We start from the raw sequence: 15397 nt of genomic DNA, 5'->3' as shown, positions 1-15397 counted from the left end.
CTTCAAGGCTCCTGAGTCAAGTCGATGGCCGTTGCGACCTGCACGAAAAGATCGCCCTTGCGGTCGGTATGCTGAATCTTCACCGGTAACAGCGAGCGATCGTAGGCCAGCCAGATCTCGGTCATCGGCACGCCCGGAACGCGCAGGTGGAGACAGCGGAAGGTCCCGGCCGGCGTCTCCACCTGCTCGTCGCCGAGCACTTCGATGCGATAAACCGAGTACTTCTTGCCGGTGACGATCGACAGGCTGCTGCCCGATACGAGGTCAGTGATCAGGCCAAGTTGGTAGTTGAAGGACAACAGATCCTGCGTACCGGGCATCAAGGCCTGTTCTGGTCGGTTAGGCATCCGCAACAGGCCCTCCGCCCAGTCGAAGTCGGTCTGCTCGCTGGTCTCGCGACCCTTTTGGCGAGTCACGAATCGTTCGGGAACCAGTCCGCTGGCGGTCATCCGGCCACGGCTCTCGACTTCGAGACGCAGCGGCTTGAACAACCACACCAGACCGCTCGTTTCGGTGACCGCCGTGATGCGGTAGGACCCGTCTACGACCTCCCACTCGTGTATCGAATAGCCGATCTGAAAACCCTGGTCACCACGATCGATACGGTAACGTATCTCCCCCTTTGCCGGGAGACGCGGCGACGCTGTCGGTGGCGCCGGCGGCGTCGTCTCTGTTGGTGGAGCCGCACTCTCGCCGTCCGATTCCGCCACCGGCTCGCCATCGGCTGGCCGCACGCCCTCCGATCCGGGAGGAGGCTCGGCGGTCGCCGACGAGGAATCTGGCGCGCTGAGCGCTGGCGGGCGCCTGCCCGACGGTGAGGCTTTGCGCGCCAACGGCCGCCGTTTGGTGGCCACGGCCTGGGCGACCGGCTTGGCCGGCAACTCGACGGGCGGTAAAGCCTTCACCGATGGCGGCAGTTCGACGACCAGCGGCGGGGGGTCACTGGCCAGCGACAGGTCGAGATCCGGACCGAAAAGCACCAGGCCATGCACGCCGAGCGACGCGGCGAACGCAATGATCAGGACGAAAGGCATGGCGCCGACTGGCTCACACCGCGACGAGCTGGGGCGCGATCAGCACGCCGCCGTCGCTCTGTACCGACGCGAGCAGGACACGTCCGTCGCACAAGCGCAGACGGCCATCGGCGAACCAGCGTATCGCCAGCGGATAGATCCGGTGTTCCTGGGCCAGCACACGCGCCGCCAGCGCCGCCTCGTCGTCGGTGTCGAGCACCGGTACGGCGGCCTGCACGATGATCGGGCCGTGGTCCAGCTCAGGCGTTACGAAGTGCACCGTGCACCCATGCACCCGCACTCCCTCGGCGAGCGCCCGCCGGTGCGTGTGCAAACCGGGAAAGGCCGGCAACAGAGAGGGATGAATATTGATCAGCCGTCCCGCGTAACGGCGTACGAAACGATCGCCGAGGATCCGCATGAAGCCCGCCAGCACGACGAGGTCGGGCGCGAAGCCATCGATCGCTTCGGCAAGCGCCGTATCGAAGGCTTCACGATCGGCGAACAGGCGATGATCCAGGGCGCGCGTCGGAACTCCGGCCGCGCTCGCCGTCTCGAGGCCGGGCGCGTCAGCGCAATTGGCGAGTACGCCGACGACGCGCGCCGGCAGCGTACCGGCGGCAGCGGCACTGAGCAGCGCCGCCAGGTTGCTGCCGCGGCCGGAGATGAGGACGACGAGCCGCATCATCGCTCAGGCCCGGCGATGCTGCCACCAGCCGACGAACACCGGCACCAGCGACAGGACGATGATCGCCAGGATGACCAGCGTCAGGTTCTTCTGAATCCAAGGCAGATTGCCGAACCAGTAGCCGGCCAGCGTGAGCGAGGCGACCCAAGCGACGCCGCCGATCAGATTGAAGAACGTGAAGCGGGCATAGGTCATCGCGGCGATGCCGGCGACGAACGGGGCAAAAGTGCGGAATAGCGGCAAGAAACGCGACAGGACCAGCGTCTTACCGCCGTGCTTCTCGTAGAAGGCGTGGGTTTTCTCGAGTGCCGCCTTGTTGAAGAAGCGCGACTGTTCCCAGGAAAAGACCTTCGGCCCGAGAAAGCGACCGATCTGGTAGTTCACCATGTTGCCGAGCACCGCCGCGGCGGTCAGCACGGCGAGCAGCATGCCGATCTCCATGCCGCCGAGAGCCGCCAACGCACCGGCGACGAAGAGCAGGGAGTCGCCGGGCAGAAAGGGCGTCACCACGAAACCGGTCTCGCTGAAGATGATGACGAACAGAATGGCATAGATCCACGACCCGTACTGCTGCACGAGTACCGCCAGATGTTTGTCGAGGTGCAGGATGATGTCGATGAAGCTGGTCAGGTATTCCATGGTCGGAGGGCGGGCACGGGATAGCGAAAGCGGGAAGCCGCGATTCTACCGGAAGGCGGACCGGTATAATCCGCCGATGCTCGAACTCCCCCGTATCCGTCTGCTGCCCGATCTGCTGATCAGCCAGATCGCGGCCGGCGAAGTCGTCGATCGCCCAGCCTCGGTGGTCAAGGAACTCCTCGAAAACGCTCTCGATGCTGGCGCGTCGACGATCCAGATCCAGCTCGAGGACGGCGGTGTCAAGCTGCTGCGCGTGATCGACGACGGCTGCGGCATGGCGCGCGACGAGCTGGCGCTCGCCTTCACCCGCCACGCGACATCGAAAATTGCTTCGCTGGACGACCTCGAACGTGTCGGGACGCTGGGCTTTCGTGGCGAAGCTCTGGCATCGATCGCCGCCGTGGCAAGGCTGACGCTGACCAGCCGCCAGGCAAGTGGCGAAAACACCGCCGGACGACACGCCTGGCGGCTTACCGGCGAACCCGGAGCAACTCCGGAACCGGCCGCCCTGCTCGCCGGAACGGTGATCGAAATGCGCGATCTTTACTACAACACGCCGGCCCGCCGCAAATTCCTGAAGTCGGACGGCACCGAATACGCCCACTGCACAGAAGCGGTGAGGCGCATCGCACTGGCTCACCCCGACGTCGCTTTCAGTCTCTCGCACAATGGCCGGCTCGCCCTGCATTTGCAAGCCAGCGATGGCCAGACGCGTGCCGGAGCGATCCTCGGCGACGACTTCCTCGCCCAGTCGCGCCAGCTCGACGTCCGCGCAGGCCCGCTGCGCGTCGCCGGTTGCTGTGCCCTGCCGGCCTATTCGCGGACACGCGGCGACGCCCAATATTGCTACGTCAATGGACGTTTCGTGCGCGACAAGCTGCTCTCGCATGCCCTGCGCGAGGCCTACCAAAACCTGTTGCATGGCAGCCGCTACCCGGCCTACTGCCTGTTCCTGGAAATCGACCCGGCCACCGTCGACGTCAATGTCCATCCGCAGAAGACCGAAGTCCGCTTCCGCGACGCACGCGCAGTACACCAGTTCGTCTTTCACGCCGTGCAGGGCTTGCTGGCCAATCCGTCGGCGAGCCGCAACAGCGCGTCCGTGAGCGCCGGGTTGGCATCCGAAAACCCGCCATCGCCGACGCCGGAACCACTCGCCGCGCCCAGCGCGGCGCCCATGTTTGGTCGGCGGACAGCTTTCCAGGCGTCGTTGCGCGTCGCCGAACCCGGTAGCGCCGGCAGCTACCTGGCTTTCGTCGATGCCGCGCAGCCAACTTCACCGAGCTCCGGCGAAGAGCCGGAAAGGCTTGCCGAAGAAGCCCAGATGCCGCCACTCGGTTACGCACTGGCGCAATTGCACGGCATCTATATCCTGGCACAGAACGCACGCGGTCTGATCGTCGTGGACATGCACGCGGCGCACGAGCGCATCCTGTACGAGAAGCTCAAGCAGGCACTCGACGGTGAGCGCGTCGCCACGCAACCGCTGCTGATTCCGGCCGTGTTCAACGCCGACGTACTCGACGTGGCAACCGCCGAGGAGCACGCCGAAGCGCTGCAGCGGCTCGGTTTCGAGCTTGCGGCGCTGGGCCCGCGGCAACTGGCGGTACGCAGCGTTCCCGCCCTGCTGCTGGCCGGCGACCCGACCGCGCTGGCGCGCTCGCTGCTCGGCGAACTGCGCGAGCACGGTCTGACGCAACTCGTGACCACCCGCCGCAACGAACTTCTGGCCAGCCTCGCCTGCCACGGCGCCGTGCGCGCCCGACGCCTGCTGGCGGTCAGCGAAATGAACGCGCTGCTGCGCCAGATGGAAGAGACCGAGCGCGCCGACCACTGCAATCACGGACGCCCGACGTGGATGCAGCTCTCGCTGGCCGACCTCGACCGGCACTTTCAGCGCGGCCGATGAGGAACGGCACGGCGCGCCACTCGCCGCCGCCAGCCATCCTGCTCATGGGACCGACGGCGAGCGGCAAGACCGCGATCGCCATCGAACTGGCGCGGCGTTTCCCGGTCGAGATCGTGAGCGTTGATTCGGCACAGGTTTTTCGCGACATGGACATCGGAACCGCGAAGCCCGACGCCGCCACGCTGGCCGAGTTCCCGCACCGCCTGATCAACCTGATCGACCCGCCGGAAGCCTACTCGGCAGCCAAGTTCCGCTCCGATGCCTTGGCCGCCATGGCGGCGATCACCGCACAGGGCAAAGTACCTCTGCTGGTCGGCGGGTCCATGCTCTATTTCAAGGCGCTCGTCGATGGGCTGGTCGACCTGCCGCCGGCCGATCCGCCAACGCGCGCCGCCATCGATCGGCAGGCCGCCGTCGTCGGCTGGCCTGCCTTGCACGCCGAGCTGGCAGCCGTCGACCCGGTGACCGCCGACCGTCTGCAACGCGGTGATGCACAGCGCATCCAACGTGCACTGGAGGTTTTCCGCCTTACCGGCCAACCGCTGTCCACCCTGCTTGCCGCCGGCCAGCCCGTGCCGCCGGACCATCTCTTCCTGTCGATCGGCCTGTTGCCCTCGCAACGCGGCGTCTTGCACCAGCGCATCGCCGAACGCTTCGACGCCATGCTCGCCGCCGGGCTGGAGGCCGAAGTCGAGAAGCTGCGCCGGAAATACGTCTTGCACGCCGAGCTGCCGTCGATGCGCTGCGTCGGCTACCGCCAGGTGTGGGAGGTGCAGCAGGGAATCGTGCCCCGCCGCGAGTTGCGCGAACGCGGCATCTGCGCCACCCGCCAGTTGGCCAAACGACAAATCACCTGGATCGGCAACACGTTGCGACCGCAGACCTTCGACTGCCTGTCGCCGACGCTGCTCTCCGAAATCCTCGACAGCGTCGGCCGCGTGCTCGGCTGACGCCGCCAGAGTACGCGGCGCCAGCGGGGTCGCTCAGTTGCCGACGACCAGATCCAGCAACTGGTCGGCGCGCGCCAGGGCATCCCCTTCACCCATCGCCATCAGCGACTGCACGAAACCCGGCTCGAACAGGAGATAACTCGCCAGCGCACCGCCACCTCGGCTGAGCATCCCGAGCGCGCCCAAGGCGTCGCGAATCGTCGCCGGCAATTCGCCTGTGTACTGTTGTGCCAGCGCGTCCAGCGACTGCGTCGGCGCCATCGCCAATACGTCGACCGCTTTGAAGCGCATCGCCGACAGCGCCTCCTGCGGCAATCCGTTGATCGTTTCGGCGACTCGCCGTGCCTGCTCGACATCCGCCTGCAGCGTATCGTGGAAGACGCTCGCCATGACGTGGCCGGTCATGCTGCCCAGACTCGGGCGATGTCCAGCCGCACCTGGCGTCGGCGACGCCAGACCCGGACGCTCCGGTTGCCCGACGCCGATGACCAGAATTCGCTGGGCGCCGAGGTGCATCGCCGGCGATAGCGGCGTGATCTGCCGCATCGAACCGTCGCCGAAGTGTTCGCGCTGACCCTCGACTTCGAGAGCAGTGGCCGGAAAGAGGAAGGGAATGGCGCTCGATGCCAGCAGATGCGCCGTGCTCAGTCGCTGAAACTCGGCACGACGCCCCGGACGCGTCCACGGCTGAAAAGCTTCGCGACTGGCGGTCTGGCAAAAAGTCCAGTGCACCCCGCTCGTGTAGCTCGATCCGGTGACCGCCAGCGCGTCGATGGCTTTCGACTGCAGCGCCTGCTCGATGTCGTCGAAAGCGATTCCCTGACCCAGCATTTCCGCCAGCGGTGTGTTGTCGAGCAGGGCGCCCCTGGCCTGAACATGGCGCGACAGGCTGAGGGCCAGCGTGAGACGGCTGAAGCGCAACCAGCGCGGCGAGCTGAGGCGATAGACATCGGTCGACCGCAGCCGCCCCCAGAACATCGCCAGTTCCTCGAAAGCCTGCAAACCCTCGCGCGCCCGCCCGGCCAGAAAAGCGGCGTTGATCGCGCCGGCCGACGTGCCGACCAGAATCCGGAATGGAAAAGCCCGCGCACCGCTGGCGTGAGCTTGCAGCATCGTCGCCAGCGCGCGCAGCACGCCGACCTGATAGGCCGTACGCGCGCCGCCGCCCATCAGGACCAGTGCGATGGTCGGCCGATCGTACTGGCGCATGCCGGCATGAATGACTGTCGCGAGACTCATCGTCCTCCTCCACAGGAGACTCCAAGTATACGGCACGCGCCGGCGAACACCTGTGCGCGCGTACCGCTCGCCTCAAAGCGCAGGGATCGGCAACGGCAGCGCCGTCTTGTCCACCACCTGGCGCAGCACAAAGCTGGAATGTACGCCCGTCACTCCCGGAATACGCGTGATGCGGTCGAGCAGAAGTTCCTGATAGGCATCCATGTCGCGAACCACCACCTTGAGCTGGTAGTCGGCATCCTGACCGGTGATCAGCAGGCATTCGAGCAATTCCGGGATCTCGGCAATCCGCGCGTCGAAGGTGCTGAAGCGTTCCGGCGTGTGTTGATCCATCGAAATATGGATCAAGGCCATGAGCGACAAGCCGAGCTTGCGGGCGTCGAGAAGCGCACGATAGCCGGTGATCAACCCCGATTCTTCGAGCGCACGCAAACGGCGCAGACACGGCGAGGGCGACAAACCGATGCGGTCGGCCAGATCCTGATTGCTGATCCGGCCATCCTGCTGCAGAACCTGCAATATCTTCCAATCGTGGCGGTCGAGTGGCACGACATTCCTTTCGGCGGATCAAAATGAAATATTCTGTTTCTAAAAGGTTATAATACGCCAGAATATTGCTCAAACTCTTGTTTTATCCCCACAAATAGCAAGCACCTGCGGGCCACATGTGCTTAAGATGACGCCTGTCGTTTTTTCACCCCCTTCCCGAGGAGTCGTCATCATGCTGCAGAACCCCGCCACCAAGTACCGACCCTTCCCGAGCGTCGATCTCGCCGATCGCCAATGGCCGCACCGCAGCATTACCAAGCCGCCGATCTGGATGAGCACCGATCTGCGCGACGGCAACCAGTCGCTTTTCGAACCGATGAACGTCGAACGCAAGATGCGCTTGTTCCGCCTCCTCTGCGAGATCGGCTTCAAGGAGATCGAAGTCGCCTTTCCGTCCGCCTCGCAAACCGAGTTCGACTTCGTCCGCCGCCTCGTCGAAGGCGATCACATTCCGGCTGACGTCTGCATCGAAGTCCTCACACCGGCACGCGAGCACCTGATCCGCCGGACGATGGACTCGCTCCGCGGTGCCCGGAAGGCGATCGTACACGTCTATAACGCGACTTCGCGACCATTCCGCGACTTCGTCTTCGGCATGACCCGAGCGGAAGTCGTCAACCTGGCCGTCTCCGCCGTCGAGCTGATCCGCCAGCTCGCCGCCGAGCAACCGGCAACCGACTGGGTACTCGAATACAGTCCCGAGACCTTTACGGCCACCGAACTCGACTTTGCTCTCGAAGTGTGCAACGCGGTTACCGCGGCCTGGGGGGCGAGTCCCGAGCGCAAGGTGATCCTCAATCTGCCGACCACGGTCGAGCTGGCAACGCCCAACGTCTACGCCGACCAGATCGAGTGGATGCACCGCCACCTCGATCGGCGCGACAGTATCATCCTCAGCCTGCACCCGCACAACGACCGCGGAACCGCGGTGGCGGCCGCCGAGCTCGCACTGATGGCCGGCGCCGACCGCGTCGAGGGTTGCCTGTTCGGCAATGGCGAACGTACCGGCAACGTCGATCTCGTCACGCTGGCGCTCAACCTTTACACCCAGGGTGTCGCGCCGGGTCTCGATTTTTCCGACATCAACGCCGTCGCGCGCACGGTCGAACACTGTAACCAGTTGCCGATCCACCCTCGCCATCCCTATGTCGGCGATCTCGTATTCACCGCCTTCTCGGGCTCGCATCAGGACGCGATCAAGAAAGGCTTCGCGGTCAATCCAGCCGGCCCGCTCTGGAACGTTCCGTATCTGCCGATCGATCCGGCCGATCTCGGCCGCAGCTACGAGTCGGTGATTCGCATCAACAGCCAGTCCGGTAAAGGCGGCATCGCCTATCTCCTGGAAAACGAGTACGGCGTGGTGATGCCGCGTCGGCTGCAGGTCGAGTTCTCGGGCGTCGTTCAGCAGTACACCGAAAGGCACGGCGGCGAGATCAGCGCAGCGCAAATCTGGCAGCTTTTTGCAACGACTTATCTCGACACCTGCGCACCCATTTGCTATCGCGAACACCGCTTGTTCGAAAACGGTCACGCACAAGGTATCCGGCTCACCGTCGACATCGACGGCAGTGCGCGCGTTCTCACCGGCGAAGGCAACGGCCCGATCGACGCGGCGGTCAACGCGCTGCGCAGCGCCGGCATCAGCGTTCAGGTGCGCAGCTACGAGGAACGCTCGATGAGCGCCAGTGGCGAAGGGGGCAACGCCAAAGCCTGCGCCTTCATCGAGATCACTTCGGGCAGCGGCGGCGGCGAGGTCTATGGCGCCGGCGTGGATGCCAACATCGTCACGGCGTCGATCAAGGCTTTGCTGAGCAGCGTCAATCGGCTGCCTGCCAGCCTGCGCCAAGGCGAACGGCAAGCCGCCGCGTAGGCGGCGGGCCGGCGGCCGGCCGCGCCCGGCGCCGGCGGCCGACCCCGCGCGGCTCGATCCTGCCGGTGCGACCGCCAGGGGCGCGTCCGCCGCCGCGTCGGGTCGCGCGGGGTCAGGGAGCGACGGCGATCCAGCGACCCAGAACCTCCTGCAGGGCAGCAGCCGGGAAAGGCTTACTCAGGTAATCGTCCATTCCGGCCTGCAGGCACTGCGCGCGATAGCCCGCCATCGCATGCGCTGTGAGCGCGACCACGGGCGTGCGCGCCGACCCGTTCGCCTTCTCCACTTCGCGAATTCGCTGTGTCGCTTCGAAGCCATCCATCCCCGGCATCTGGCAGTCCATCAGAATCAGGTCGAAGCGTTGCCGCGCATGCTCGGCGACCGCCTTCTCGCCGTTGCCAGCCAGCACGACGTCGATTCCGTAATGAATCAACATGGCGCGCGTCACCTCGGCGTTGACCGGCTCGTCCTCGACCACCAGCACCCGACGGTTGACAAAAGATGTCGTCGGTACGCCGCCACGCGACTCCTCTGGGACTGGCGCCACAGGCAGTCTGACCCGGAACCAGAAACACGAGCCCTCCCCCGGCGCGCTCTGCAAGCCAATGTCGCCACCCATCAGACGGACCAGGTGACGGGCGATCGACAAGCCGAGCCCAGTGCCACCGAAACGCCGCGTTGTTCCCTGATCGGCCTGCGCAAACGCGTCGAAGATTTGTGCTTGCTTTTCCGGCGCGATACCAATGCCCATGTCGCTCACCGAAAAACGCAAGCTGCCGTCCTCTTCGCAACTCGCATCGACGCCGATCGTCCCGTGCGAGGAAAATTTGACGGCATTCGATACCAGATTCAGCAAGACCTGCCGCAACCGTATCAGATCCCCTCTGACCCAGCGCGGCACCTCGGGCGCCACCGTCACGGCGATCCGCACGCCTTTGGCACGCGCCGCTTGAGCGAACAGATCGTCCATCTCGCGCACCATTTCCGGCAGGTCGAAACCGGCCGATTCCAGCTCCAAGCGCCCGGCCTCGATCTTCGAGAGATCCAGCACATCGTCCAGCACGCCAAGCAGGGTCCGCCCCGAACGCTGAATGGTTTCCGCGTAGTGCCTGGCGCGATCGCCCAGAGGCTCGCGCAACAGCAGTTCCGCCACCCCGATCACACCGTTCATCGGGGTCCGGATTTCGTGACTCATGTTCGCCAAAAACGCTGACTTGGCGCGGCTTGCCGCTTCGGCGGCATCCCTGGCAGCGATCAGTTCATGCTCGATCTGCTTGCGCTCGCTGACATCCTGCACGACACCGCTCAGCTTGACGATGCGGCCGGCGGAATCGGCATGCAGGACTTGAGCGCGTACCTCGACCGTCCGTTCGACACCGTCCGGCCGTACGATGCGGAGTTCCAACGTATACGTCGCACGGGTTGCGAGCACCTGGGCGAGGGCGTCGAAGAGCTTTGGCCGGTCTTCGGCCCGCGTGGCAGAGACATAGTCGGTACGGAAAGACGGCGTGAAGCTTCCCGGCCGATGCCCGTAGATGCGGTATACCTCGTCGCTCCACTCCAGGCGGTCGCTCGGCAGATCGTATTCCCAGTTGCCGACATGCGCCATGGCCTGCGCTTCGGCCAGTCTGACCTGGCTCTCCTGCAGCGCCATCAGCACCCGCTTGCGTTCGCTGTCGTCGATTCCGAAGATGTAGGCACCCCGCACCGACCCGTCCTCGGCCCAATCGGGAACCAGATACATGCGGTCGTAGCGCGTCGTCCCGTCAGGCAGAGACAAGGCCCAGTCGTATTCGCTGGCTTCCCCGCGCAGCACCTGTTGCACATAGGGCTCGACCTGATGGTAGCGTTCTTCGCCAAGCACCTCGACTACCGGCGCGCCGGCGATTTGCTCGACTGTCCTGCCGTAGCGCTCGGCGAAACGCCGGTTGGCGAACGAATAGCGCGGCACGCTGCCGCTGTGGTCGGCATAGGCGATCGACGCCGGCAAGCCATCGACGATACGCTGCAATCGCCTCTCGTTCTGCCGAAGGCTTTCCCTGGCGGTGGCTCGAGCCCGCACGACGATCCTCGCCGCTATGGCGACCACCCCGAGCGACGAGAGCTGAGCGATCAGCGCCAAGGTCGGACTCTCCTCGACCGGCACGATGCTGGGTGGCAGCAAGCCGTTCACCGAAGCCAGATAGAGGCCGACGATGACCGCGGCGTCGACGGCAAAAACGACGAGCAGCATACGCGCCTTGCCGAACGTTCCGAGCGTGGCGAGCAAGGCGATCAACCAAGGCACCGCCACCGACAGAACGCCGCCGGTGACGGCTGCCCAAATCGCGACGCAAGCGATTCCAGCAAGGTTGGTCAGCAAGAGCGCGCTGGTGGTGTTGACCGCGCAGCGAATGGCAAGCGCGGCCAGCACGGGAGTCAGCAACGCCACAGCGAAAGTCGCGAGTTCGATCGGACTGGGCCGGCTCCGCACCAGGAGAAAGGGCACGAGCACCAGGGCCAAGGCGCTCGAGATCGTGAGCAGCGATCCCGCCACCGTTCGCGCGCGATCAGCGAGTCGCTCGTCGGCCCGCGCGGACGACGGAACGAACCAGTCGAGGAACTGACGGAAGATCACTCCGCAGCGCCTACCCGCGGCACCCGGCTCGACCCGCCGTCGCGGAAGCAGGCGGCGCTCTTCGTGCACAGGAATTGAGCCGCCGGTCTGCCTTCTTCAACACCGTGCCATGCCCGGCGGAGCGCCAGCCGGAACCTGCCGGGCATGGCCACCAGGGGGGCAAACGGTCGCAAGCTCATGGGCATCGGCTGAGTATAGGGCGGCCAATCGAGGGCGGTCAACTCGCCGCCGCGCCGCGTCCAGGCGCGTCCACCCGATCACCGCCGCACTCCGAAGCAGCGCCGGCGAACAGCGCGGCATGGCCCGCGACAAGCATGGCGGCGGAGCGGCAAAATCGCCATAATGGACGACAATGATGACCGAGCAAGCACCTGACATAGCGGCTCGCCACCAGGCGCAGCAACGGGCCGACGACATCGAAACCTTTCGCAGAGAACTCGCGCGCCTGGAAGCGGAAGGCGTCCTCTCGCTCGACACAACGACACGACAAGCGATCGCCGCGCATCACCGGGTACTTCTCGCCCGTTATGCGGCGGATCACGACATCGACCGCAGCCAGCGCGCCAGGCAGCTCTCTCTGGGCATGCGCGCGGCTTCCTTGCTCGGTGCCCTGGCGCTGGCGGCGAGCGTCTTCTTCCTGTTCTACCAGTTCTGGGGGCTCTTCCCGGAAACCGCCCAGGTTGCCATCCTGATCGTCAGCGCCGTGGCCGGACTTGGTCTGACCGCCTACTTGCAGAAGCGCGACACCACAGGCTATTTCACCAAGCTCGCGGCCTTGGTCGCCTTGGCCTGCTTCGTGCTGAACGTCAGCATGCTCGGCCAGATCTACAACGTCATGCCGTCCGACCGGGCACTCCTGCCGTGGGCGGCGATGGCCCTCCTCCTCGCCTACGCCTGCGACCTGCGCCTGCTTCTCGGCGTCGGCATCCTCTGCCTCGTCGCTTTCGTCTCGGCGCGCGTCGGCAGCTGGTACGGCATCTACTGGCCGAACGTCGGCGAACGTCCGGAGAACTTCTTCGTCGCAGCGTTGCTGTTGCTGGCCATTTCTCGCCTCACGGTCAATCACCGCCATTCCGGTTTTGCCGCGATCTACCGTGTCTTCGGACTGCTCACGGCGCTCATCCCGATGCTCTTTCTCGGTCAGTGGGGCTACTTCAGCTACCTCGATCTGCCGCCAAAGCTGGTCGAAGGCGCTTACCAACTGCTCGGTTTTGCCGCCAGCGCGCTGGCGATCTGGATCGGCACACGCCGCGACTGGCCCGAAACGGCCAACACGGGCATCGCCTTCTTCGTCCTGTTCCTGTACGCCAAGCTCTACGACTGGTGGTGGGCAGTGATGCCCAAGTATCTGTTCTTCCTTGTCCTCGGCCTCAGCGCATTGCTGATCCTGTTGATCCTCAAACGGCTGCGCGGTGTCATCGGTCGCACCGAGCGCGGAGACACACCCTGAAAGCCTGGACATACTGGCACACGCTCACCGCCGGAGGAGCGCTGATCGTGCTGACCAATGCCATTATCCTGTCCGGTATCGCCCATAACCGGGTGGCCGAACCCGAAAGCCGCGCCACCCTCAGCGAACGTGAACTGGCGCTACCCTATGGCGTCCGGCAGATCGAGAACAGCGGCCTGGCGCTGACGCTCAACTGGCGCCTCCTCGACGCCGACAGCGAGCGTCTCGACTACCGTTATGCGCCCTACGGCACACGTCCGGCATGGCTGGACGCGGAACGACTGGCGGCCCTCGGCTTCGACACCTCGGGCGGTGCCGCCACCGAGGCGGCGCGCGAGCGCTTCACGCGCCAGTTGCCGCGCCAGGTGCTGGTAGTTCTCGAATTCGAAGGGCCGGCATGGCGACAGGCCGTCGAACGTGCGCGAACGAATGCCGCGCGTCGCACAGCCGCCGCGGCGGCCAACCCGGACAGCCAGGAGTTCGCCAGGCAGGCCCAGGCCGGACGCGAAGGACTGGCACTCGAAGAAGGGCATGCCAGCCGCCTGTTCGCCATCGACGCCGGCCTCGACGCCAGCGCCTTGCGCGCGCGCTACCCGGACCGTGGTCGCTTTCTGATCCTGCGTGGCACGGTTAGGCCGAGCGTGCGCGGCGGCGAAGACCGGCAGTACCGTCTCGCGGGCTTTCTCGGCGAGATCGCCATCGACCGCATCAACGTTCCCTTCGCGCTGCGTCCGCCGCTCGAACCGTTGCGCGATCCCGGCCGACCCGCGGCGGCCGAACGGACGCCACGCTACCTGGTGCAGATTGCTATCGGCCAGCGCCTCGAACCGTGGATCGAACATCTGACGATGCTGCCGGCGGACGCCCCCAATACGCCAGCGCCACCCGCGCCATGAGCGTCGTGTCCGGCACCAGGCGTCGCGGCGCGCCGGGAAGTACGATCGACAATCCGGAGGCGGATTTCGCCGCCAGCGACCGGCAACCGGGAGCGCTATCGGCTCTATCAGGTTGAGCCAGTGACAGAGCCGGCCAGCGCCGGAAGTACCTTGTCAGCCATTCTCCTTGCGTCGTTGGAGCGCCAATCCAGCAAGCGCGATGCCGAACAGCAGCACGCTCGCCGGCTCCGGAAGCGGGGGCGGCAATTTGGTAAAGCCGCGCAAGGCGACGATGCGGTCCGCAGTGGTGCCAAAAGTGGAGAACAGGAAGTCGCCGGTCAGCGGATCGATAGCCGCACCTTCCGCACCCTCGAGTCCGGTGATCAACTCACGTCGAGTCGTGACCAGTGGGTTGCCGTCGCCATCCAGATCGTAAGCCACCACGTTGCCGGCACTGAACTCCGAAACCAGCATGGCGTTGGCGACGAAGCCCGGGTTACCCGCGGTAATATAGACGAAGCCCTCGGGCCCGCCAGGCAAAGTGTCCATGGCCAGTGTGGTCGAATCGAGGTCGACCTGGGTGACGCTGCTGATGTCGAAGGTCCCCGTTCCGTCGGGTGCATAGGCCGCAGTATAGAACTGGCCGCCAGACCACGACACCAGCTTCATCTGTGAAGCACCGGCAAAGCCGGCCGGAACGAAGTTCAACGCGGCATGCGATGGCGCGACGCCGAACGGAAGCAGGTCGATCACCTTGTCCGCTGCGCTACTACCGGGCTTGGTTTGCACCAGCTTGTTTTCCGGCCACTGGGATGTGAACAGTACGCCACCCGGACCATACACCACCCCACCATCGTTGAAGGCACCGACCGTGCCGAAAGCCGTCGCGCTGCCGCTGAAGCCGGTAATGTGATTATCGACGCCACGCACCACACCGATCTGGTAGAGCAGACCACTGGCTGCGTTGGCCGTCCCGCCGATCAGAATGGTGTTGGGATCTCCCGCCTTGAAGCTAAGCCCGCCGTAAGGAAGCGGCAGTGACGGCACGGCGGCCAGATCGACGAGCGTATAGTCGGCGGCGAAGGGAGCACTGACAGTCTGCGCCTGTACGGCCGATGTCAGGCCGATCGACGACAGCCCGAGGGCAAGGCAAGAGGCACGAAGGAAGGTTCTTGATATCACTTGTCGTTCTCCGGTTGGTGTGGTCAAACTGCGCACGCCGAAAATAGAAGCCAATCTGCTACAGACTTGCCCAGGCTCGACGCGGCACGCACGAGGTGGCGCTGCCGCACAGGCCGCGTACCGCTAGCGAAGAGCACACCGCCACCAGAATGCTATAAGCAAGATTCGCGCCTTAACCATATATCGATTATTAAACAGTAGCTTGGCAGCTTACCGAAGTCGCGGCGACCGGCGCCTGTAAGATTTTCCGTCAATAGCGGCCGACACCGCTCGCTTCGCGTCGCTGGCGGCGACATCGCCATCAAACCGGCGCCATCGGGTATGGCCGCGCGCCGGATCGAGATTGACCGCCGTTGACCGCGCCACATATACTCTGCGCGCTGCCGCGGGATCTTCGATCCGCATCCTATTGCCAG

At 65.1% G+C, this 15397-nt stretch carries 12 protein-coding genes; 5 read left to right on the top strand and 7 right to left on the bottom strand.

Annotated elements, in window-relative coordinates:
- Window positions 1-2 precede the first annotated feature (2 nt).
- Genes Q1M07_RS18305 through Q1M07_RS18295 form a run of 3 tightly spaced genes read right to left on the bottom strand, consistent with a single transcriptional unit; the run spans window position 3 to window position 2340 of the window.
- Complete coding sequence (locus Q1M07_RS18305) at window positions 3-1034, bottom strand: DUF3108 domain-containing protein (protein ID WP_300456508.1); 1032 nt, start codon at window positions 1032-1034, stop codon at window positions 3-5.
- A gap of 13 nt (window positions 1035-1047) precedes the next feature.
- A complete protein-coding gene (gene purN / locus Q1M07_RS18300) occupies window positions 1048-1701 on the bottom strand; it encodes a phosphoribosylglycinamide formyltransferase (protein WP_300456505.1) in 654 nt (217 codons plus the stop codon).
- Window positions 1702-1704: 3 nt separating this feature from the next.
- The gene (locus Q1M07_RS18295; protein WP_300456502.1) at window positions 1705-2340 is read right to left on the bottom strand and encodes a DedA family protein; all 636 of its coding nucleotides are present in this window, start codon (window positions 2338-2340) and stop codon (window positions 1705-1707) included.
- Window positions 2341-2416: 76 nt separating this feature from the next.
- On the opposite strand from Q1M07_RS18295, the gene mutL reads away from it, so the two are divergent.
- The gene (gene mutL, locus Q1M07_RS18290; protein ID WP_300456499.1) at window positions 2417-4249 is read left to right on the top strand and encodes a DNA mismatch repair endonuclease MutL; all 1833 of its coding nucleotides are present in this window, start codon (window positions 2417-2419) and stop codon (window positions 4247-4249) included.
- Entirely contained in the window at window positions 4246-5199 is a 954-nt protein-coding gene (gene miaA, locus Q1M07_RS18285) for a tRNA (adenosine(37)-N6)-dimethylallyltransferase MiaA (protein ID WP_300456496.1), read from the top strand. Before mutL ends, miaA begins: the two co-directional genes overlap by 4 nt.
- Before the next feature lie 33 nt (window positions 5200-5232).
- Here miaA and Q1M07_RS18280 read toward each other — a convergent pair whose 3' ends face one another.
- Both Q1M07_RS18280 and Q1M07_RS18275 read right to left on the bottom strand, forming a co-directional pair.
- Complete coding sequence (locus tag Q1M07_RS18280; protein WP_300456492.1) at window positions 5233-6438, bottom strand: patatin-like phospholipase family protein; 1206 nt, start codon at window positions 6436-6438, stop codon at window positions 5233-5235.
- Between the two features lie 72 nt (window positions 6439-6510).
- A complete protein-coding gene (locus Q1M07_RS18275) occupies window positions 6511-6987 on the bottom strand; it encodes an Lrp/AsnC family transcriptional regulator (RefSeq protein WP_300456489.1) in 477 nt (158 codons plus the stop codon).
- A gap of 172 nt (window positions 6988-7159) precedes the next feature.
- On the opposite strand from Q1M07_RS18275, the gene leuA reads away from it, so the two are divergent.
- A complete protein-coding gene (leuA, locus tag Q1M07_RS18270) occupies window positions 7160-8857 on the top strand; it encodes a 2-isopropylmalate synthase (protein ID WP_300456486.1) in 1698 nt (565 codons plus the stop codon).
- 112 nt (window positions 8858-8969) lie between these two features.
- Here the strand turns inward: leuA and Q1M07_RS18265 are convergent, their stop codons facing one another.
- Window positions 8970-11474, bottom strand: a complete 2505-nt coding sequence (locus tag Q1M07_RS18265) for an ATP-binding protein (protein WP_300456483.1) — start codon at window positions 11472-11474, stop codon at window positions 8970-8972.
- A gap of 355 nt (window positions 11475-11829) precedes the next feature.
- Here Q1M07_RS18265 and Q1M07_RS18260 point away from each other — a divergent pair, with 355 nt between their 5' ends.
- Window positions 11830-12924, top strand: a complete 1095-nt coding sequence (locus Q1M07_RS18260; protein WP_300456480.1) for a DUF2157 domain-containing protein — start codon at window positions 11830-11832, stop codon at window positions 12922-12924.
- Between the two features lie 47 nt (window positions 12925-12971).
- Window positions 12972-13820 carry a DUF4824 family protein gene (locus Q1M07_RS18255; protein WP_300456478.1) on the top strand — a complete coding sequence of 283 codons (849 nt, stop codon included), beginning with the start codon at window positions 12972-12974 and terminating at the stop codon, window positions 13818-13820.
- Window positions 13821-13973: 153 nt separating this feature from the next.
- Here the strand turns inward: Q1M07_RS18255 and Q1M07_RS18250 are convergent, their stop codons facing one another.
- On the bottom strand, window positions 13974-14981 hold the full coding sequence (locus Q1M07_RS18250; protein ID WP_300456475.1) for a PEP-CTERM sorting domain-containing protein: 1008 nt from the start codon (window positions 14979-14981) through the stop codon (window positions 13974-13976).
- Window positions 14982-15397 lie beyond the last annotated feature (416 nt).

Source organism: Accumulibacter sp. (genome assembly GCF_029255285.1).
Taxonomy (GTDB): Bacteria; Pseudomonadota; Gammaproteobacteria; order Burkholderiales; family Rhodocyclaceae; genus Accumulibacter.
Note: the sequence above shows the minus strand (reverse complement) of the source record. Positions and strands in the feature narration are given on the sequence as shown.

Coding starts and splice junctions, on each gene's coding strand:
- Q1M07_RS18305 (WP_300456508.1), bottom strand. CDS start 1,034: ATGCCTTTCGTCCTGATCATTGCGTTCGCCGCGTCGCTCGGCGTGCAT.
- purN (WP_300456505.1), bottom strand. CDS start 1,701: ATGATGCGGCTCGTCGTCCTCATCTCCGGCCGCGGCAGCAACCTGGCG.
- Q1M07_RS18295 (WP_300456502.1), bottom strand. CDS start 2,340: ATGGAATACCTGACCAGCTTCATCGACATCATCCTGCACCTCGACAAA.
- mutL (WP_300456499.1), top strand. CDS start 2,417: ATGCTCGAACTCCCCCGTATCCGTCTGCTGCCCGATCTGCTGATCAGC.
- miaA (WP_300456496.1), top strand. CDS start 4,246: ATGAGGAACGGCACGGCGCGCCACTCGCCGCCGCCAGCCATCCTGCTC.
- Q1M07_RS18280 (WP_300456492.1), bottom strand. CDS start 6,438: ATGAGTCTCGCGACAGTCATTCATGCCGGCATGCGCCAGTACGATCGG.
- leuA (WP_300456486.1), top strand. CDS start 7,160: ATGCTGCAGAACCCCGCCACCAAGTACCGACCCTTCCCGAGCGTCGAT.
- Q1M07_RS18260 (WP_300456480.1), top strand. CDS start 11,830: ATGACCGAGCAAGCACCTGACATAGCGGCTCGCCACCAGGCGCAGCAA.